The organism is Deminuibacter soli (genome assembly GCF_003412455.1).
GTDB classification, from domain to species: Bacteria; Bacteroidota; Bacteroidia; order Chitinophagales; family Chitinophagaceae; genus Deminuibacter; species Deminuibacter soli.
Genome location: NZ_QTJU01000008.1, coordinates 11,180 through 32,564, shown reverse-complemented (window position 1 = coordinate 32,564; position 21,385 = coordinate 11,180). Strand labels below are relative to the sequence as shown.

The window sequence follows — 21,385 nt, the reverse complement described above, 5'->3', positions numbered from 1 at the left end:
CATGCAACCAGGGGAAAGAAACGTTCAGGGGTTGAAAAAATAATTACTTTGAACCGCAATAATAGCAGCAGATACCCATGGTCAGCGGCTTAAAATAGGTGTTGCTGTAGCCTACGGTTTCCATGATTTTTACAAACTGGTCTCTTTCAGGAAAAGCCTGTACCGAATCGTTCAGGTACTGGTAGGCCTCCCTGTTTTTCGAGAAAAACTTGCCCACTCCGGGCGCCACAATATTCATATACAATTTATAAATGCCTTTAAAACCTGCTTTCCTGGGGCGGGAAAATTCCAGCACCACCAGCTTGCCGCCTGGTTTCAGCACGCGGTACATTTCACGCAGGCCCTTTTCAAGATTTTCAAAGTTGCGCACGCCGAAAGCAACCGTAATGGCATCGAACGTATTGTCTGGGAATTGAATGGTTTCACTGTCGCCCAGGACAAGGGTGACCTGGTTTTGCAGGCCCAGCTTTTCAATTTTCTTGCGGCCGTGCTCCAGCATGCCTGCGGAAATGTCGATGCCGGTAATGGCAGCCGGGCGCAGCATGCGGTAGGTCATAATGGCCACATCGCCGGTGCCGGTAGCCACATCCAGCACATTTTGCGGATGAACGGATGCCAGCTGGCGGATAGCTTTTTTGCGCCATTGCACGTCAATACCCACACTCAGAAAACGGTTCAGGAAATCGTAGCGGTATGCAATACTGTCAAACATCTGAGCCACCTGCTGCTTTTTGTTGAGGCCGCTGTTCTGAAAAGGTACTATCTTGTCGTGCGCAAATTTTGCCATAGGGGTGCAAAGATATTGAATATCGAACAAGGAATAAGGAATGATGAATATCGAAGGGCGGAAGAAATCAAACCGTGTTCGGTATAGTTGTTGGTTAAGGTTTTGGCAAAATTTGAACACAGTTGGCGGTAACTATATAGATGTGTTATTTTCATCAGGTATTATTACCGCGTAATAAGTAAATAATTTAAGTTTGGGCAACAACCGGTTAGTAAAATGCAAACTGGCCGGCGCAACCGCTTAACCAGATCAAAATACAGGCATGCAAACAGGAGAAGATATACGCCGGCTCAATGAGCAGATTCAGCAATCGGCCGCTTTTGTAGATGTTTTACGCAACGAACTCAGCAAAGTGGTGGTAGGCCAGCAATACATGGTAGACCGCCTGCTGATTGGTTTACTCAGCAACGGGCACGTATTGCTCGAAGGGGTTCCCGGCCTTGCCAAAACCCTTACCATTAAATCGCTGGCCCAGGCCGTTCATGCGAAATTCAGCCGTATACAGTTTACCCCCGACCTGTTGCCTGCCGATGTGGTGGGCACCATGATTTATAACCAGCCGCGCAACGAGTTTATGGTGCGCAAAGGCCCCATCTTCGCCAACTTTATACTGGCAGATGAAATTAACCGCGCCCCGGCCAAGGTACAAAGTGCCCTGCTCGAAGCCATGCAGGAACGACAGGTAACCATTGGTGAAGAAACTTTCCGCCTCGACGATCCCTTCCTGGTGCTGGCCACGCAAAACCCGCTGGAGCAGGAAGGTACCTATGCATTGCCCGAAGCACAGGTTGACCGTTTTATGCTGAAGGTAATTGTAGGCTATCCTGATAAAAAAGAAGAACAGCTCATCATCCGCCAGCAGGTGCAGGGCTTAACTGCGCCGCAGGTAAAACCCGTGGTAACGGTGAACGACCTGATACAGGGCCGTGAACTGACCCGCCAGGTGTACATGGATGAAAAAATTGAACAATACATTGTAGATATTGTATTCGCCACCCGTTTCCCCGACCAGTACGGAATGGCCAATCTCAAAAATTACATCAGCTACGGCGGTTCGCCACGCGCCAGCATTAACCTGGCCCTGGCTGCCAAGGCACAGGCCTTTATGCAGAAACGCGGTTTTGTAATACCCGATGATATCAAAGCCATTTGTAAAGATGTGCTGCGCCACCGCATTGGTATTACGTATGAGGCAGAAGCAGAAAACATTACATCCGAACACATTGTAGATACCATTATTAAAACCGTGCAGGTGCCATAGGTACTGTTGATAACATGAGTAAAAGCAGCAAAAAAGACAAACAGCAACAGGAACCAGCCGCGAAAACGGCTGCAGCCGGTGCTGCAAAGGATGCAGCTGTTACCAGCCAGCAAACAGCGCTCATGAAAAAAGTGCGTGAGCTGGAAATAAAAAGCAAACGGCTCACCAACCACCTGTTTACCGGCGAATACCACACGGCATTTAAAGGCCGCGGTATGGCGTTTAAAGAAGTGCGTGAATACCAGCCGGGCGATGATGTGCGGTTTATTGAATGGAATGTATCTGCCCGCATGGGCCATACCTACAGCAAGCTGTTTGAAGAAGAACGTGAGCTGTCGGTTTACCTGCTGGTAGATGTGAGCGCGAGCAGCCTGTTCGGCACCTTCAGGCAAAGTAAAAAAGACCTGATCACCGAAATATGTGCGGTACTTGCTTTTTCGGCCATCAGCAACAACGATAAGGCCGGGCTGATCTTCTTCAGCGACCGCGTGGAGAAGTACCTGCCCGCAAAAAAAGGACGTGACCATGTATTGCACATGGTGCGCGACCTGCTTACGTTTGAAGCACGCTCTGCCAAAACGGATATTATACAGGCATTGAATTTTTTAAACAATACCACCCGGCACAAAAGCATTGTGTTTGTGCTAAGCGATTTTGCCGACAGCGGTTACCAGCAGGCATTGCGCGTGGCTGCCAAACGCCATGATGTGGTGGGGGTGCAGGTATACGACAAGCGTGATGAGCAATTGCCTAAAGTTGGTTTGCTGCAGGTACGTGATGCAGAAACAGGTACACAGGTCTGGCTCGATACCAGCGATGCCATGACCCGCCTGCGCTACAACCAGCAGTTTATCCGCATTCTTGAAGATGCAAAACAATCGTTTCGCAACGCAGGAGCCGATTTGCTGCAACTGGCCACAGGGCAGGATTTTGTAAAAGCGCTGCAGGAATTTTTTATGAAACGTGCATAATATACAGGTGCAATAAAAACACAAACGGCAGGAATTAAACCGGTGCAGCTTTTAAATGACTAAATTGAAGCATACATTGTATACATATGTTTTTGGGTTGCTGGCGTGTATTTTTTGTTGTACCACCGCACACGCACAGCGTTTGTCTGTAACAACCGACCGCGATAAAATATTGCTGGGCGAACAGGTTATGCTTGAGCTGAGGCTTGAAGACGTTAATCCCCGCACGAGTGATATTAAAGAATGGTTTGTTATTCCCGACACAGCCAACCACATTGAAGTGTTGCAACGCCAGGCTATTGATACCGTTGATATCGGCGGCAGCAACACTTACGTGCAGCGCATTGTATTTACCTCCTTCGATTCGGGCCGCTGGCAGCTGCCGCCCTTTTCTGTTACCGTAATAGATAAAGCAACAGGCAAAGCCAATGTGTTCAACCGGCCAGATTTATATATTGATGTGTTGCCTGTAGATGTATCGCAGCTGAAAGATTACCACGAAATGAAAGACATTGCCGTGGTGCAGGTAAAAAGCTATACCTGGATCATCATTGGCGCAGTGGCCATCGGCCTGTTAATTATATGGCTGCTCTGGAAATTTGTGATTAAGAAGATGCTGGCCAAACCGAAAAAAGCAGTGCCTGCAGCTGTAAAAGGCGATGCCCTGCAAACGGCCCTGCAACAGCTGGCACAATTGAAAACCGAGCGGCCTGATACACCTGCAGCGGTAAAAGCCTGGTTTATCCGTCTCGATGATACCTGTCGCAACTATACAGCGCAAACTGCCTTGCCGCGTGCCTTACAGCTAACCACCGATGAACTGATGGTGGCGTTGCAGGCAAAGCTGGCTAACACGCAGCTGCGTACCGATTTTTACCAGCTGCTGCGTTTGTGCGATGCGGTGAAATTCGCAAAGTATGTTCCAGACTATGCGCAACAGCAGCAGGCGGTGGATACAGCCGTTGATTGTATCAGGCAAACAGACCAAACCTTAAAATCACAGCAAACGACAACAGCAACAGCGCATGTTAACTGAGTGGTATAAACATATTGAATTTGCATACACGTGGGTATTGGGCTTTTTGCTGCTGATACCCATACTGGCTTTTGAATACTTCCGTCGCCACAACAAAACGCAGGCTGCCATGCTGGTAACCACCACGCATTTTGTAAAAGACGTGAAAAGCGTGCGCACCACACTGCGCCATTTCCCTTTTATACTGCGTTGCCTTGCGCTTGTGTTCCTGATTGTAGCACTGGCACGCCCCAGGCAACGTTTCTCCGAAGAGCAGCTGAACGGTGAAGGCATCGATATTGTGCTTTGTTTCGATATCAGCGGCAGTATGACGGAAAAAGACTTTACGCCCAACCGCCTTGAGGCTGCCAAAGCAGTGGCCACCGATTTTGTAAAAGGCCGCCCGGGCGACCGTATCGGGATTGTTATTTTCAGTAACCAGAGTTTTACTTTATGTCCCATCACGGTTGACCACAATACCGTACAGGCACAGATCGACAATATACAAAGTGGTTACCTGCAGGATGAAGGCACAGCCATCGGCTCAGGCCTGGCCACCAGCGTTGACAGGCTGCGCAATAGCAAATCGCGCAGTAAAATTGTCGTGTTGCTCACAGATGGGGTAGATTTCGGCGGCGCAGTGCCACCCGATATTGCCCGCGATATGGCTAAACTGTATCACGTAAAAGTGTACACCATTGGCGTGGGGTCTGAAAAGGAAATGGAAGAAGTGGTACAAACGCCTTTTGGCCCGGTAACACAAAAAAAGAAACTGGAATTTAACGAAGGACTGCTGAAAGACCTCGCCACAGCCACCGGCGGACAATACTTCCACGCCACCGATAAAGAAGCCCTTCAGAAAATTTACGGCAGCATTAACCAGCTCGAAAAATCAAAAGTAGAAGTAAACACCTACACACGTTACAACGATAAATTCTATATCTGGCTCATGATTGGCCTTGGCCTGCTTACATTGGAGCTGATCATGCGCTATACCGTTTTCCGCAAATTTCCATAGGCAACACAGCCGCAAAAGTGCGTGGTTGCTGGTATTGCACAGTTTCTTCGCACAATATGCGCAAAAACAGGCATGCCCCTGTGCAATATTGTTTGGTATTATAGCTATTCCGTAAAACAAGTGTATTTGTTACACTTAACTGGTTATATTTGAGTAATACGGTACTGCTGCCAGATGAACAGATGATACACAGAACAATTATACACTTCCCTTTCTGTTGCCAAACATCTATTCTACATATGAAAAATCACGTTTTGCTTGCCTGTACGGTATTGCTGCTGCTTGCGCAAAGCTGCCGTAAAACAGAAGAAGCTGCTATTGCAGCCAACAACGGCGCCACTACAACGCCGCGCAGTTTATCAGCCATTTTTACCAATGCACTCGGCTCTATCGACAATGGCAACTATGCCGATCCCTGGGTTATTAAAGTTGGTAGTACTTACTATTACTGCGGTTCAGATGGCGGGCGTTTATGGATTACCCAGTCCGCTACACTTGAAAACATTTTAAAACCTGCCAAAACCTACATTTTTACACCACCTGCCGGCACCGGTTACTCCAGCGATTTATGGGCGCCTGAACTGCATTTTCTCGGCGGGCACTGGTACGTATATTTTGCAGCAGACAATGGTAACAACGACAACCACCGCATGCATGTGCTCGAAGGCGGCACCGACCCCAACAACCCGCTTAACGGCAGCTACACTTACAAAGCGCGCCTGGCGGCTGCTACAGACCGGTGGGCTATAGACGGCTCGCCCTTTACCTATAACGGGCAAACCTATTTTGTATGGTCTGGCTGGGAGGGTACAACCAATGTATCGCAATACCTGTACATCGCCGCCATGAGCAATCCCTACACCATCAGCGGCGACAGGGTAGAAATTTCCAGGCCTGATTATGCATGGGAAAAAGTAGGTTCGCCTACTGTAAACGAAGGGCCCGAGGTATTGGTCAGCGGCACTACTATCAGTGTTATTTATTCTGCCAGCGGCAGCTGGACAAACGATTACTGCCTGGGCCGCCTCACCTGCACCAATGGCAATGTAATGAGCAAGGCCTCCTGGACAAAGGGTGCCACGCCTGCCTTTTCGCAATTTGGCAATGTATATGGCCCGGGGCATGCATCCTTTGTACAATCGCCTGATAATATACAATGGTGGATTGTTTACCATGCGGCTAATTCAAATGGCTCCGGTTGGGACAGGCGCATCATGATCCAGCAGTTTGCGTGGGACGGCAACACACCTTATTTCGGCTATCCCATTGAAAAAGGCATTCCTATTCCTGCCCCGTCAATTAATGCCAGCTATGCCATGCCAATTGCCAACGGCACTTACCGTATTAAATCTAAAGTAACCGGTCAGTGTGTAGATGTGCCCAGCGGTACTGCCACACCCGGTACGCAGATACAGGAATGGACAGATAATGGAAACATTGCGCAGAAATGGACCTTTACCAGCCTGGGCAATGGTTATTACAAAATAAAAGCAGCCGTGAACGGCCTTTGCCTGGATGATGCCGGCGCTTCGCTTAGTGCAGGCAATATCCTGATTCAATGGAACGATATCGGCGGATCGGCGCAGGAGTGGCGTGTGCAGGATATGGGTGGCGGGTACTTCAAAATCATCAATCACAGAAGCCTGCTGGCGTTAAACGTACCCAACAGCAATACCACACCCGGCACCAAGCTGGAACAATGGTACGAAAATCAGTACGATGCCGAATTGTGGAGCATTGTACCATAGCCGGGTAAAATACTAACAGGAATGCCGTTTGGTAAAACACCCTGCAAAGTGTTTCGCCAAACGGTATTTTGTTTTGTACCATAGTGAGTGATGGCTGTTAATGGAAAGTGCAGTGTAGCGGCCCCTGTACGCCATTTTTCTTGTAAAAACAGGTGTTGGCGGTGGGGACACCGCCAACGGCTATAAACTTAGCTTGCAGCTATAAGCTCCCGGCTAACAGCTTTCTCTTTATCTTCGCCACGCATGAAGGCATTTGTTTATAAATCAACCGGCAGCTGGTACACTGTAAAAACAACAGCGGGTAAAGTGGTGAACGCGCGCATACGTGGTGCGTTCAAAATAGAAGGACTGTCTTCTACCAATCCAATTGCCGTGGGTGATGAAGTGATGCTGGAAATGGAAGAAGGTTCGGAAAACACCGCCACAATTGTGGAAATATGCGACCGGCGCAATTACATTGCCCGCAGCTCGCCCCACAACCGGCACCAGCATCACATTGTAGCCTCCAACCTCGATCAGAGCCTGCTGTTTGCCACGCTGCGCGAGCCCAAAACCTCGCAGGGATTTTTAGACCGGTTCCTGGTGCAGGCCGAAGCCTTTCATGTGCCGGCCATACTGGTGTTTAACAAAGCCGATTTATACCGTAAAAAAGAGCAGGAGCAGTTTGAAGCGCTCAATGCAATGTACCAGGCCATTGGGTACGAAGTATTGCAGATAAGCCTCGAAAAAGGCACTGGCCTGGATAAGCTGGAAGATGTGCTGAAAAATAAAACAACGCTGCTGAGCGGGCATAGCGGTGTGGGTAAATCTACTTTTATTAACGCGGTATTTCCCGATATGCAGCTGAAAACGCAGGAAGTGAGCGGATGGAGTGGTAAAGGCATGCATACTACAACGTTTGCCGAGATGTTCGACCTCCCTTATGGTGGCAGGGTGATTGATACACCCGGCATACGTGAGTTTGGACTGGTAGATATAGAACGCCAGGAATTATCGCACTATTTCCCGGAGATGCGCAGCCGCATTCAGGAGTGCCAATTCAATAATTGCCTGCATGTAAACGAGCCCGGCTGTGCAGTAAAAGACGCGATAGAAACGGAAGAAATTGCAGTAGACCGTTATGTCAGTTACCTCAACATGCTTGATACCATCAGCGATAAAAATTACTAATGCACCATCGGCCTGCCCCTTAACTGGGCAAGCAGCTCCTGCACCGCACGCTGGTCTTTCACGTTCTGTGGAAAAAGACTAACGCCATTGTACATATTGTACTGCAGCGTAAGCTGTCGCCCACGGTACTTGAAGTGCCAGTCAATACTGTCTGCCTCATCGTTTTTGGCAACAAAGCGAACGTGCTTGTTATTGCTCAGCGTAACGGTGAAAGCATAAAACTGGTTTAAGCTTGCATTTTCATCCAGGATTGTGCCTGATGTTGTGGCACCCACATATACGGACTTCATAATTCCCCCTTAAAACCTAAAATTTATTAAGTTTATATTTTTCTGCTTTTTTAACGTCTTTCATCGCTTTGGGGTCGCTGCTGATGATTTTTTCCGCTCCAACGTTTTTACCATTACTCGGACAGCCATATTTGGCGCCGCAAGCTGACAACAGGTTTACAAAGAGGGAAAATAGGATAGCCCTCGTTAAGGATTTCATGATATTGGGATTTTAGGGTTGCGTTTTTAGCAGTTAGTTGTGGTTGTACGCGAACTATCCTGTATAATTAGACAACAGGAATTCTATTTCGCTGCATTAATTTCACTAAACCACGAAGAATATTTTACATAATTCCCGGCAATGCGTTCAATTTCGCCGTGAATCATGTCTTTCGATATTTCTTTCACCTTTTTGGCCGGTACGCCCGCATAAATACAGCCGGCTTCCACAATGGTGCCTTCCAGTAAAACAGCCCCGGCAGCAATGATGGAATTACTGTGAATTTCGCAGCGGTCCATCACAATAGCGCCCATGCCAATCAGCACATCATCCCAGATATTGCAGCCATGCACAATGGCATTGTGGCCTACCGATACATTGTTGCCGATAACAGTGGGATTTTTCTGGTAGGTACAGTGCACCACCGCGCCATCCTGGATATTCACTTTATTGCCCATCTTAATATAATGCACGTCGCCGCGCACTACGGCATTGAACCAAACGCTGCAATCATCGCCCATTATTACATCGCCCACAATGGTGGCGTTGGGTGCAATAAAACAATTGTTGCCAAACTGCGGTTGCTTGCCTTGTACAGGTAAAATCAATGCCATAAAATGCCGAATTTTGAAGCAATTTCGAATTTTAAGTTGAGCAAAGCGTAAAAGATGAACAATATTTCCAACAGGCAACTGTTTCTGCGTCACGTGGCACAAACCTCACCCGCACCTATCGGCCTGGAGATGGTAAAAGCCGCCGGTATTTACCAGTACGATGTAAGCGGAAAGGCTTATACAGACCTTATTTCAGGCTTCAGCGTATGCAATATCGGGCACAGCCATCCCAAAGTGGTACAGGCCGTGCAACAGCAGGCAGCGCAGTACATGCACCTGATTGTGTACGGGGAATTTATTGAAGGTCCGCAGGTGTCATATGCACATTTGCTTACCAGCGTATTACCTGCTTCACTCAACAGCGTTTATTTCACCAACAGCGGCACTGAAGCTACCGAGGGAGCCATGAAACTGGCCAAAAGGGCCACCGGCCGCACCAAAATAATCGCTTTCAACAAAAGCTATCATGGCAGCACACAGGGCGCCCTGAGTGTAATGGGCGACGAGTACTGGCGCAACGCCTTCAGGCCCCTGCTGCCCGAAGTGTATCACTACGATTATGGCAGTGCAGCAGTACTCGCCGCGATAGATGCGCAAACTGCCTGCGTAATTGCCGAACCCGTACAGGCAGAAAGCGGCATACACCGCCCCAATGCCGCCTGGCTGCAGGCTTTGCGCAAGCGTTGTACCGAAACAGGCACACTGCTCATTATCGACGAAATACAGGCAGGTTTTGGCCGTACCGGCAGTTTGTGGGCGTTTGAACAATATGAGATAATACCCGATATATTATTGCTGGGCAAGGCCCTGGGCGGCGGTATGCCGCTGGGTGCTTTTATTGCAGATAAAAAGCTGATGGACACGCTCACCAGCGACCCCGTGCTGGGGCATATTACCACGTTTGGCGGCCACCCTGTATCGTGCGCAGCAGGTAAGGCGGCACTTGAAGTATTGCTCGAAAGCGACTGGATAGAACAGGTGCAGGATTATGAAGTAATACTTGAACAAAAATTACAGCATCCCAAAATACTGGCACTGCGCACCGCAGGCTGCTGGGCCTCGCTTACATTCAGCTGTTTTGAAGCCAACCACAAAGTAATACAGCGTTGTATTGCGAATGGCTTAATCACCGACTGGTTTTTGTTTGCGCCCGAATGCCTGCGCATTGCACCGCCGCTGTGTATTACGCCGGCAGAGCTGGAGCAGGTGTGTGATGTTATTTTGCAATCCATCGATGAAGCTGGTTTGGAATAAAGCCGTACCTTAGTTGTCCCGGTTGGTATGCCTGCCGCACCCGGATACAAAACCTGTCTGCCGCCAAGCGCAGTAACGTGTTATGTATGCTGATTTGTGCACAGGCAGGATATTCTTCATTCTTATTTAACCAACCCATGCAAAAAGTGCAAACTCCCGCAGCAGGCGTAGAAACGACTATTTACCCTGTACTGCTGATGATCAGCCTCTCGCATTTGCTGAACGACACCATCCAGTCGCTGATCCCGTCCATTTACCCGCTGGTTAAAAAATCGCTGGTACTTAATTTCAGCCAGCTTGGTTTAATCACCTTCACATTCCAGTTAACGGCTTCCCTGTTGCAACCCTTTGTAGGCCGTTTTACCGACCGCAGGCCGCAGCCTTATTCCCTTGCCATAGGCATGGGTTTTTCACTGCTGGGCCTGGTGCTTTTATCGCAGGCCAACAGTTATCAGCTGGTGCTGGGCGCTGTAGCGCTGGTAGGTATCGGCTCTTCTATTTTTCACCCGGAGGCAAGCCGTGTGGCCTATATGGCAAGCGGCGGCAAACGTGGTATGGCGCAATCGCTGTTCCAGGTAGGTGGTAATGCCGGCAGCTCGCTGGGGCCGTTGCTGGCGGCGCTGATTATTGTTCCTTTTGGCCAGGGTAATGTGCTGTGGTTTTCACTTGCAGCACTGCTGGCCATTGCTGTATTATGGCGCGTAGGTAACTGGTATAGCAGTAATATGGCGCGCATGAAGCCTAAAAAACAGGCAACGCTTGACGATCGCCCTGCCTTGTCAAGGGAAAAAATAGCCTTCTCATTGCTGATTTTGCTGCTGCTGATTTTCTCGAAGTATTTCTACATGGCCAGTATGACCAGCTATTATACTTTTTACCTGATGGACAAATTTCATATTGGTGTGCAGCAATCGCAGGTATACCTGTTCGTATTCCTGTTCTCCATTGCAGCCGGCACTTTTATCGGTGGCCCGGTAGGCGATAAAATAGGCCGCAAAAAAGTGATCTGGTTTTCTATCCTGGGCGTGGCACCGTTTACACTGGCATTACCGTATGCCGGTTTGCTGGTAACCGGCATATTATCGGTATTCATCGGTTTGATTTTATCATCTGCGTTCTCGGCCATCCTGGTGTATGCGCAGGAATTGCTGCCCGGTAAAGTGGGCATGATTGCCGGTTTGTTTTTCGGTCTGGCCTTTGGCATGGGCGGTTTAGGCTCGGCCATACTGGGCCGCCTGGCCGATGCGCATGGTATTCGGTATGTGTACCAGCTTTGTGCGTTTTTACCCCTCATTGGTTTGCTTACGGCATTTTTACCCAATGTAGAAAGAAAACATACTGCAGCTTAACCGGCAGCACCGCCGCGTTTTGTTTTTACAGATTTTGTTTTACCACCAATAAACGGCTGAAAATAGCTGGGCATAAGCTGCCTGGCTTTTTCAGCTTTAGGGGGTGCCGGTTTCTGGTATTCGAAATAATAAATCTTCAGTAAAATGATGAAATACGAAATAAGCAGCGGCCCGAAAATAAGCCCGGTGATGCCGAAATAACGCAGTCCCATAATTACACCGAGTACAGTAACAATGGGGTGAACATCGGCCATGCGTTTGGCCAGTACAAAGCGCACAATATTATCTGAAAGCCCGATAAACAGGGCGCCCCAGATAACCACAAAAATGCCCTGCCAGGTATGGCCGGTGATCAGGAAATACAGGCTTACCGGCAACCACACCACGCCTGCGCCCAATACCGGGATAATAGAGGCAAAACCGGTGATTACGCCCCAGAAGCCGGCTTCGGGTAAACCGGCAATCATATAACAGGCATACCCCAGCGAGCCCTGCACCAGGCATATCAGCGGCACACCCACCGCATTGCTGAAAGTGAGTTTTACCAGTTCTTTTCCAAACATTTCAATTTTGCTGCGCGGAAAAGGCAGGAAAAAAACAATGCCTGCCTCCAGCCTGTTAATGCTGGTAAGCATAAAGTACAGGAAGAAATACATGATCAGGATAGTGGAAAACAGGTTAAGTCCCTGGTTAAGCAAAGCCGATAAAACCACGGTGGCAAAAGCCTGCACCTTCTCCATGCTTTTGTCTGAAATAAGATTGGTATGAAAGCGTTCCTGAACAATTTGGTCAATATGCCGCAAGGGGTCCATAATGATATGGGGATTTTCTACCACGCTTATTACCTTGTTGTATAAAAGCGTGGTTAACAAACCGATGGGCAGCAGAATGATAAAAAAGGAAATAAGGATCATGAGCAGGGCTGCCGATGTTTTTTTCCATCTTCTTTTCTTGATAAGCCATTCCATAGCAGGTTTGCTGAGCACGTAAAAGATAGTGGCAGCAAGAAATGCGGTAAAAAACTGGATAAGGCTGAAAAAAAGAAAAACCGAAAATAGTATGATAACGGCTAAAAACAGGTACCTGTTGACTTTATAGTCCTGGCGGTTTTCCATTTAATTTTCTTTAACTGGTACAATGCTTGTACCACTTTAAAACAAATTCATTTGCCTACGGTAAAAATCTTGTGTATGACAGAGAACCAGAAATTTATAGCAGGTATTGCCATTGGTGCAGCAGCAGGTGCGGCACTGGGCATTTTTTTAAGCAGCGACAAGGGAAAGGAACTGATTGCGCAGATCAAGGATATTGCTTCAGATACATCGGAAGAATTGAAATCGAAACTCACCGGATGGGAAAAGGATATGAAGGATTGGGTACAGCGGGGCAAATCTTTTGTATCTGACCTCAGCGACAGTGCGGCTGAAACACTATCCTAAAAATTGAACAATGCAACAACAAGAGGAACAGTTTTTTGCTGAATCCCGGAAAAAGGTAAGGCAGTACCTGAGCAACAGGTTGCTGCTGATTAAACTGCAAACCGTTGAAAAAATAGCCAAGCTGGCAAGCGCCATGTTTGCCGGGTTAATCATCGCCGTGCTGGGCTTTTTTATCCTGCTCTTCCTGAGTATTATGGCAGGGTACCTGTTTGCAGCACTTACACACAGCCTGTTTCTGGGTTTTGGTATTGTAACCCTGTTTTACATTATACTGCTGATAGTGCTGGTTGCCATGCGCAAGCGGATACTGGAGAAGTTTATCGTAAACACCGTTATCAAAATAATTTTTGATCAAACAGAACCTAAGGAAAATGGCCACAATAACTGATAAGGATTTATCAGGCATCAATAACCTCGATGATCTGAGAGCGAAAATCCGTAGTGTGCAGGTTGACCTGAAACAGCAGGAAACGGATTTAGCCGGCAGGTGGAAGCAGCTGCCGCAGGAAGCCATTAAGGCCAGTGTTGGCTCAGTGGTGCCTTTTTTCCTGAACAACAAGGTGGCAGGCAGTACGTGGAAGCTGATGCGTACCGTTACTACGATGTTCTTAAACAAAAGACGAAACGACGACCTGAAAGAAACCTTATGGAAAAGCACCCGTCAACTCGGCGTGTTCACCCTTCTGAAAGGCGCTTTCAGTCTATTGCAAAAAAAGAAGGCAGGATCTCCGAAGCATCGTGATGCAAGCGGAACTGCACCTACTGAATAGTTTACCCAAATACCGTTTTCCTTGAAACTTTTTCTGCGCAGGTTTATCAAAGTGGTTCTATGGACGATAGCCGGTATATTCTTTATCGTTATACTGGCAGTGATTCTTATTCAGTTACCTTCTGTGCAGAATTTTGCCAAGAATAAAGCCGTTGCCTACCTCGAAAAAAAGCTCAAAACAAAAGTGAGCATCGGCCGCCTTGCTATTAATTTTCCCAAACGCATTGTACTGGAACATATTTACCTCGAAGACCAGCACCGCGATACGCTGCTCTCCGGCGATACCCTGCGTGTAGATATTGCGTTGCTGAAACTACTGAAGAAACAGGTGGTTGTGAGTTATGTAGAGCTGGTAAACATCAAGGCCAATGTACGCCGCATACAGCCGGATACAACATTCAACTATGAATTTATTACCAAAGCATTCTCCGGCGATTCAGATACAGCTACTGCGCCGGCAGACACCAGCAGCGGTATGCAGTTTAAGCTGGGCACCGTGCGCCTGAAACGCATCAGCGCCAGCTACCAGGATGATGCTACGGGTAATGAATTTCATTTATACCTCGGCGATTTCCGCACACAGATCAACGAGTTTGATCCCACACATATGGTCGTGTCCATCCCGGGTATACACCTGGCAGATGTAAGCACCCGCATACGCACCTACAAGCCTACCCTGAAAGTAGCGCCTGTGCCGGTTGATACAACCAATACCGGTCCCATACAGGCATCTATTAGGCTGGACACCATTATGCTGCAACGCCTGAAAGTGCAGTATGATGATGAAATTGCTGCCATGCACTCCGTGGTAAATATGCAGCTGTTTAATGTGTTCACCGATAAAATAGATCTCGCACATACCGCCATCAGTTTAAAACGCATTGACCTGGAAGAAACACATGCTGCAGTTACGCTGGATAAACAGCAGAAACCACTGATCGTAAAAAAAGTGGAGCATGTGGCAGACAGTGTGCAGCAACTCAACTGGCGTTTTACGCTGGCAGCGCTCAACCTCAAAAACAACAGCCTGGCCTACGATGATAACAATATGCCGCAGCTGAAGAAGGGGATGGACTACAGTCACATGAACATCACCTCTATTAATGTGAACGCATCGGCATTGTCATTTACACCGGTTGAATACAAAGGAAAAATAGACCAGCTGGGTTTCGCAGAAAAAAGCGGCTTTGTATTGCAAAGAGCAGGAACCGAATTTTTATACAACCAGCATGAGGCACAACTGCGAAACCTGGTAGTGCAAACGCCACATTCGCAGCTGCACAACCAGCTGCTGCTGAAATATCCTTCTGTAGAAAGCATCAGCAAAAAGCCGGGTGAGGTATATGTAGATATGCTGATAGACAGCACCAACATTGCCGTGAATGATGTAGTAACCGCTGTACCCATGCTCAATGCACAGCTTGGCAAATACCGCAACAGCACCATTCATTTTGCGGGTAATGCCAAAGGGTATGTAAAAGATATCCATATCGGCAACCTTGAATTCAGTGGTATTGGCAGTACCGCACTGCAAATGCAGGGCAGCATGAAAGGCTTGCCCGATGCAAAAACTGCCTATTATGATATACAGCTGAAAAAAGCGACCACTACCAGTGCAGACATTGTTAATCTTGCACCGCCCAAATCATTACCATCTACCTTTCGCATACCCGAAACCATGAGTGCTACCGGTTATTTCAAAGGCACCATGAAAAGTTTCCTCGCTAATTTAAATGCACGCACCAGCCGGGGTAATATTGCCGTAAAAGGCAGTCTCAAAAACAACGGCGCAGCCTATACCGCGCAGCTTACTGCCGACAAGGTGAATGTAGGTTACCTGATGAAACAGGAAAAGAATGTAGGCATTGTAAGCCTCAGTGCCGATGTAAACGGCGCAGGCACCAATTACAAAACCATGACGGCTACCATGCACGCCAAGCTGGCAGAGGCTGCTGTGCGCGGATATAACTATCATGGCCTTACCATGCAGGGAAATATAAAACAGGGCCTCGCACAACTGCAGGCAGCTATGACTGATCCCAACCTGCATTTTGCACTGCAATCTACTGCCGATACAAAAGTGGGTAAGTTTCCTGCAGTGCAGTTGCAACTAACACTCGACACTGCCAACTTTAATGCCCTGCACCTGGTAAAAGATACCATGACGCTGCACGGCAAAATTGATGCAGACTTTGCCAATACCAATCCCGATACTTTACAGGGCCGTTTAACCATCAAAGACCTGGTATTTGTACACGATTCTGTGTTGCTGAAAACAGACAGCCTGTTGCTGGCCGCACACCATAGCCAGGATTCACAATATGTTGCAATAAGCGCGGAAATGGGCCGGCTTGACCTGGCCGGTAAATACAAACTCACCGAGTTGGGCACTGCTTTGCAGCATACCATTCACCAGTATTACGGCATACCCGGGTTTAAAGACACAGCCTTTACACCGCAAAACTGGCGCTTAAACATGCTGCTGCAAACCTCGCCGCTGGTTTTGCAGTTTATGCCGCAGCTGAAAGGCACTGATACGATAGGTGCCCATATTGATTATGCCAGCAGCGACAACCTGCTGAAGCTGGATATGGCCGCACCCAAAATTCAATACGGCGAACAGGTGATACAGAATACACATGTGTTCGCAGTAACCGAACCCAAACAGCTAACCTATGGCCTTACCTTACAGAAAGCAGGCAGCAAAAGCTTTTATGTAAACCAGACTGCCCTGAATGGCCGTATTGCAGACAGTACTATTTACGCCACGCTGCATCTGCAGGATAAAAATAACAAGGAGCGGTATGCATTGGGCGTACAGTTAAAACAATTGGGCGATAGCCTTCGCCTGGCGTTTGATAAAGACAGTCTGCGCCTGAACTACGAACCCTGGACGGTTTCGCCCGACAATGCGATTATATATGATACCACCGGCATTATTGTACACAACTTTGCACTGAGCAAAGGTGGCCAGGAGTTTGCGATCAACAGTCCGCAAGGCACTACTGCATCGCCAATTGATGTAAGCTTTAAAGACTTCAACATAAAAACGCTCACCAGTTTTGCAGAACAGGATTCGCTGCTGGTAGATGGTGTAATCAACGGCAAGGCCGAGATAAAAGATGTAATGAAGAACCCGGTGTTTACGTCAGATCTTGCTATTAATAATCTTAGCTACAAAAAAGATACACTGGGTAATGCTGTTATCAAAGTGAACAACGAGCAGGCCAATACCTATGCAGCCAATGTGGGTTTAACCGGCAACAACACTGATATACAGCTTGATGGTAAATATTATACCGGTGAAAGCCGCATGGATATGCAGCTGGCCATCAAACGCATGAACCTGGCTATTGCAAAGGCATTTGCTGCCGGGCAGTTAAAAGATATTGGCGGTAACCTTACCGGCAATATAGCCATGGCCGGTACCTTGCAGAAACCTGATATCAATGGCAACCTGCAATTTCACGATGCATTTATACAGCCCACCATGCTGGGCGAAAAATTCAGGCTCACCAACGAACGCATTGATGTAAACAGCAACGGTATTGAATTCAATGCCTTTACGCTGGCAGATTCTGCGAACAATAAAGCGGTGCTGGATGGCACCATCGGGTTTGCAGATTTCACCAATCCTACGTTTGACCTGATTCTGCGCGCTACCAATTTCAGGTTAGTGAATGCTACCAAGAAAGACAATCCCATGTTTTACGGCAAGCTGAACATGGATGTGGGTATCGACGTAACCGGCTCGATGAATGCGCCTGAAATTGATGCAAGGCTTAAAGCCAACAAGCAAACCGATTTCACTTTTGTGTTGCCCTCTGAAAATCCAGAAGTAGTAAGCAGGGAAGGTATTGTACATTTTATTGACCCTACTGCCAAACGCGATTCAGCACAAAACGCAGCAGATACGCTGGCGCTGCAACCCATTACCGCGCTCAGCGGTATGGATGTAAATGCCACCATTGAAACAGACAGCACTGCGAAGTTTACACTGGTAATTGATGAGCTGAATGGCGATGCATTGAAAATAAGCGGCAAGGCCGATCTCGCAGCCAGTATGGATGAAAGCGGCAAAATGAGCCTCACAGGTGATTACCGTTTGCACGATGGTTCGTACCAGGTAACGCTGAGTGTACTGAAAAAGAAATTCACCGTACAGAACGGCAGCACCATTACCTGGACTGGCGATCCCATGCAGGCCAATATTGACATCACCGGTGTGTATTCAATAGAAGCACAGCCCATCGATTTGGTGGAAGACCAGCTGGCAGGCCGTTCAGGTGCAGATGTAAACCGTTTTAAACAACGGCTGCCCTTCCAGGTATTGCTGAAAATGAAAGGCGAATTGCTGAAACCCATTATCAGCTTTGACATTGCCTTGCCTGAAGAGCAGCAAAACCAGTACAAGGAAGTAGAAACCAAACTCGAACAGCTGCGTACCGATGAATCGGAAATGAACAAGCAGGTATTCGCCTTGTTGCTGCTGGGTCGCTTTGTACAGCAGGACCCCCTGCAGAGTGCAACAGCATCTACCAGCACCGACACACGCATACGCCAGAGCGTAAGCAATATTCTTACCGACCAGCTGAACCAGCTGGCAGGCAGCCTTATTAAAGGTGTGGATCTGAATTTTGGATTAAACTCGGAAGACGACTACACTACCGGCCAGCGCGAAACAAAAACCGATTTAACGGTTGGTGTTTCCAAATCGCTGCTCAGCGACAGGCTGAAAGTGAGCGTGGGCAGCAACTTTGAGCTGGAAGGCCCCGCTGCGGAGCAGCAGCAGAATGCGGCCAATATTGCCGGTGATATCGCGATAGATTACCAGCTTACCAAGAATGGCCGGTATATGATTCGCGGTTATCGCAGAAACAAATATGATGCGGTAGTAGAAGGGCAGGTGGTGGAAACCGGTCTTACCTTCATTTTCACGCTCGATTACGATCGCTTCTGGGAACTCTTCCAGTCCAAGAAAAAATACTGGGAAAACAGGCGTAAGAAACGTGCCCCACAAAATCCTCCCAGCAATCCAAACAATACATCAGGAACCGGTAAACAAGCTGATTCAGGCAAATGAAGAAAGGTTATTACATATACTGCTGTTTAATATTGCTTGTCGTGGCCGCAGGTTGCAGCACCACGAAACATGTGCCCGATGGTGATGCGCTGTACATGGGCGCCGATGTAAAACTGAAAGGCGTGAACGATAGTGTGAAATACGATAAAAAAGCGCTGCGTTCAGAGCTGGCCGGACTGGTGCGCCCTGCACCCAATAAATCATTTCTCGGTATCAAGTTCAAATTACTGTTTTATAACTGGGGTGGTTTTGTACGCCGCAAGCTGGGCGAAGAGCCGGTACTGCTGAGCAGTGTAAACGTTCAGAAAAACAGTGATGTATTGCAGAACAGGATGGAGAACAGGGGATATTTCCGCTCTGAATTAAGTTTTGATACAACGGTGAAGAAAAAGAAAGGCAGGATTACCTACAACGTTACCGTTTATCCGCAATATGTGATCAACAGCATTAAATATCCTGCTGATTCAAGCGATATCAGCAAGGCCATTGCACGGCAACGCAGGCGCGCGCTTACACGTGTTGGCAAGCCCTACGATCTGGATAATATCAAAAATGAATACGCGCGTATTGATGAACGCTTAAAGGAACGTGGCTTTTACTTTTTCAGTCCCAATTACCTGTTGTACGATGTGGATTCTTCTATCGGCAACCACCGGCTGGATATGACATTGAAAATAAAGCCCGGCACTCCCGTGAATGCGACAAAGATATACCGCATCAATGATGTACTGGTATATGCTGATTACAACCTGAGTGCAGATACCACCGCACGCAGGGCCAGGCAGCGGGCAGTGAAATACGATTACTATTATATTTATGATCCGCACAGGAAATTCAACCCGAAAGTATTTAGCCGCGCACTGATTTTTAAGCCAGGCGATCCCTATAACCGCAAGGCGCACAATCTTTCCTTAAACAGGCTCGTGAGCCTGGGGGTGTACCGTTTTGTAAAAGCCCGCTTTCAGCCGGTTGATACACCGGGTGTATACAAGCTCAATACCTTTTACTACTTAACCCCGGCGCCTAAAAAATCACTTCGGTTTGAAGTATCAGGACTAACCAAATCCAACAACGCCAACGGTACCGATTTAACCCTCAGCTGGCGTAACCGCAACTTTTTTAAAGGAGCTGAATTATTTACTGCCTCCCTTTACGGAGGCTTTGAAAAGCAGTATGCAGGGCAGCAGAAAAAAATAAATATCAGCCGCGTGGGTGTTGATTTAAACCTGCTGATGCCACGCGTGGTGGGGCCTGTGCAGTTTAAAACCAACGGCGGTTTTGTACCCCAGACAAGAATTAACGCAGGTTATGAACTGTATAACCGTACAGATCAATATACCTTGAGTTCTGCCAAGGCAAGCTTTGGATATATATGGCGCGAAACCATTACCAAAGAACATCAGCTCAATCTTATTTCCATAAATTATGTAAAGCCTACCAAAATTGATTCTGCATTCCAGAAAGGGCTGGACACCAATATTACGCTAGCACGCAGTATAGAACGCCAGTTTATCATCGGCAGCAACTACAACTTCAATATCAACACGCAGGCAGCGCCCAACCGTAACCGCAACAATTATTATTTCAACGCCAATGTTGATTTATCAGGCAACGTGCTGGGTTTGCTGACAGGGGCCAACGTAAAAGCCGGCAAGGAGAAAAATATTTTCGGAACACCGTTCTCTGAGTATTCCAGGCTTGAATTTGACTTTAGACATTACCTGCGCATAGGCAGCAGGCGAAGCGACAATACGCTGGCCAGCAGGGTATTGGTAGGCGCAGGATGGTCGTACGGCAACAGCATAGCTTTGCCATTTGTTAAATCATTCTTTGCCGGTGGTGTAAACGATATCCGTGCATTCCGTGCGCGCTCGCTGGGGCCGGGAAATTATTATGGCGGTAATGCAGCTGTAGTAGGCTATCTGCCCGATCAGCCGGGTGATATAAAAATACTGATGAGCACCGAGCTGCGCGCGCGGCTGATATCTGTATTATATGGCGCCGTGTTTGCCGATGCAGGCAATATATGGCTTACACACGATGACCCCACCAGGCCTGGCGGTAAGTTTAGCAGCGATTTCCTGGATCAGTTTGCAGTAGGCACAGGTGTTGGTTTGCGTGTAGACATCAAGTTTTTCGTGATACGTTTTGATGCCGCCTTCCCCATACGTAAACCGTTTGTTACCACCGGGTCAAAATGGGTAATTAATCAGGTTAATTTCGGCGACGCCGACTGGCGCAAACAAAACCTCGTGTACAACCTCGCTATCGGGTACCCGTTTTAATGGTATTGCAAACCCTGCTAGCAATGGTTTAATTAAACAAAATACAGGCGGCCATAACAGCTCAGACAGCAGCTGGTGATGGCCGCCTGTTATCTTTTTGTATCCTTTTCTAAAAATGGCGGCTGCATGGAAC

The 21,385-nt window shown here is 47.8% G+C and carries 18 protein-coding genes; 13 read left to right on the top strand and 5 right to left on the bottom strand.

Going from position 1 to position 21,385, the window contains the following annotated elements:
* Nucleotides 1-43: 43 nt before the first annotated feature.
* A complete protein-coding gene (gene ubiE, locus DXN05_RS18550) occupies nucleotides 44-787 on the bottom strand; it encodes a bifunctional demethylmenaquinone methyltransferase/2-methoxy-6-polyprenyl-1,4-benzoquinol methylase UbiE (RefSeq protein ID WP_116848784.1) in 744 nt (247 codons plus the stop codon).
* A gap of 262 nt (nucleotides 788-1,049) precedes the next feature.
* Here ubiE and DXN05_RS18545 point away from each other — a divergent pair, with 262 nt between their 5' ends.
* The 6 genes from DXN05_RS18545 to rsgA all read left to right on the top strand — a co-directional run bounded on the left by DXN05_RS18545 (nucleotide 1,050) and on the right by rsgA (nucleotide 7,970).
* A complete protein-coding gene (locus tag DXN05_RS18545) occupies nucleotides 1,050-2,048 on the top strand; it encodes an AAA family ATPase (protein ID WP_116848783.1) in 999 nt (332 codons plus the stop codon).
* A 14-nt stretch (nucleotides 2,049-2,062) separates the two neighbouring features.
* Nucleotides 2,063-3,019, top strand: a complete 957-nt coding sequence (locus DXN05_RS18540) for a DUF58 domain-containing protein (protein WP_116848782.1) — start codon at nucleotides 2,063-2,065, stop codon at nucleotides 3,017-3,019.
* A gap of 55 nt (nucleotides 3,020-3,074) precedes the next feature.
* Nucleotides 3,075-4,055, top strand: coding sequence for a hypothetical protein (locus DXN05_RS18535; protein ID WP_116848781.1), 981 nt, complete (start codon nucleotides 3,075-3,077; stop codon nucleotides 4,053-4,055).
* Nucleotides 4,045-5,052, top strand: coding sequence for a vWA domain-containing protein (locus DXN05_RS18530; protein WP_116848780.1), 1,008 nt, complete (start codon nucleotides 4,045-4,047; stop codon nucleotides 5,050-5,052). Before DXN05_RS18535 ends, DXN05_RS18530 begins: the two co-directional genes overlap by 11 nt.
* 239 nt (nucleotides 5,053-5,291) lie before the next feature.
* Entirely contained in the window at nucleotides 5,292-6,800 is a 1,509-nt protein-coding gene (locus tag DXN05_RS18525) for an RICIN domain-containing protein (RefSeq protein ID WP_158559319.1), read from the top strand.
* A gap of 243 nt (nucleotides 6,801-7,043) precedes the next feature.
* Nucleotides 7,044-7,970, top strand: a complete 927-nt coding sequence (gene rsgA / locus DXN05_RS18520; protein WP_116848778.1) for a ribosome small subunit-dependent GTPase A — start codon at nucleotides 7,044-7,046, stop codon at nucleotides 7,968-7,970.
* Here rsgA and DXN05_RS18515 read toward each other — a convergent pair.
* From DXN05_RS18515 to DXN05_RS18505, 3 genes are all read right to left on the bottom strand, one after another.
* On the bottom strand, nucleotides 7,967-8,260 hold the full coding sequence (locus tag DXN05_RS18515) for a DUF3630 family protein (RefSeq protein ID WP_116848777.1): 294 nt from the start codon (nucleotides 8,258-8,260) through the stop codon (nucleotides 7,967-7,969). The two genes, rsgA and DXN05_RS18515, sit on opposite strands and share 4 nt — an antisense overlap.
* A gap of 16 nt (nucleotides 8,261-8,276) precedes the next feature.
* Nucleotides 8,277-8,459, bottom strand: coding sequence for a hypothetical protein (locus DXN05_RS18510; RefSeq protein WP_116848776.1), 183 nt, complete (start codon nucleotides 8,457-8,459; stop codon nucleotides 8,277-8,279).
* 83 nt (nucleotides 8,460-8,542) lie between these two features.
* A complete protein-coding gene (locus tag DXN05_RS18505) occupies nucleotides 8,543-9,073 on the bottom strand; it encodes a gamma carbonic anhydrase family protein (protein WP_116848775.1) in 531 nt (176 codons plus the stop codon).
* Between the two features lie 54 nt (nucleotides 9,074-9,127).
* Here DXN05_RS18505 and DXN05_RS18500 point away from each other — a divergent pair, with 54 nt between their 5' ends.
* Nucleotides 9,128-10,327 (top strand): aspartate aminotransferase family protein, encoded by a 1,200-nt coding sequence (locus DXN05_RS18500; RefSeq protein ID WP_170148880.1) that lies wholly within the window; start codon nucleotides 9,128-9,130, stop codon nucleotides 10,325-10,327.
* Between the two features lie 137 nt (nucleotides 10,328-10,464).
* Nucleotides 10,465-11,676 carry an MFS transporter gene (locus tag DXN05_RS18495; protein WP_116848940.1) on the top strand — a complete coding sequence of 404 codons (1,212 nt, stop codon included), beginning with the start codon at nucleotides 10,465-10,467 and terminating at the stop codon, nucleotides 11,674-11,676.
* Here DXN05_RS18495 and DXN05_RS18490 read toward each other — a convergent pair.
* Entirely contained in the window at nucleotides 11,673-12,791 is a 1,119-nt protein-coding gene (locus DXN05_RS18490) for an AI-2E family transporter (RefSeq protein WP_116848774.1), read from the bottom strand. The two genes, DXN05_RS18495 and DXN05_RS18490, sit on opposite strands and share 4 nt — an antisense overlap.
* Nucleotides 12,792-12,866: 75 nt before the next feature.
* Here DXN05_RS18490 and DXN05_RS18485 point away from each other — a divergent pair, with 75 nt between their 5' ends.
* From DXN05_RS18485 to tamL, 5 genes are read left to right on the top strand one after another with little or no spacing between them, the layout of a single operon-like run.
* Nucleotides 12,867-13,115: a YtxH domain-containing protein gene (locus tag DXN05_RS18485; protein ID WP_116848773.1), complete on the top strand. Its 249-nt coding sequence runs from the start codon at nucleotides 12,867-12,869 to the stop codon at nucleotides 13,113-13,115.
* Nucleotides 13,116-13,125: 10 nt separating this feature from the next.
* Nucleotides 13,126-13,503, top strand: coding sequence for a phage holin family protein (locus tag DXN05_RS18480; RefSeq protein WP_116848772.1), 378 nt, complete (start codon nucleotides 13,126-13,128; stop codon nucleotides 13,501-13,503).
* Entirely contained in the window at nucleotides 13,487-13,885 is a 399-nt protein-coding gene (locus DXN05_RS18475; protein WP_116848771.1) for a hypothetical protein, read from the top strand. The genes DXN05_RS18480 and DXN05_RS18475 overlap by 17 nt, the downstream gene beginning before the upstream one ends.
* Nucleotides 13,886-13,906: 21 nt before the next feature.
* Entirely contained in the window at nucleotides 13,907-18,967 is a 5,061-nt protein-coding gene (locus tag DXN05_RS18470) for a translocation/assembly module TamB domain-containing protein (RefSeq protein ID WP_116848770.1), read from the top strand.
* Nucleotides 18,964-21,252, top strand: a complete 2,289-nt coding sequence (gene tamL / locus DXN05_RS18465; RefSeq protein ID WP_116848769.1) for a translocation and assembly module lipoprotein TamL — start codon at nucleotides 18,964-18,966, stop codon at nucleotides 21,250-21,252. Before DXN05_RS18470 ends, tamL begins: the two co-directional genes overlap by 4 nt.
* Nucleotides 21,253-21,385 lie beyond the last annotated feature (133 nt).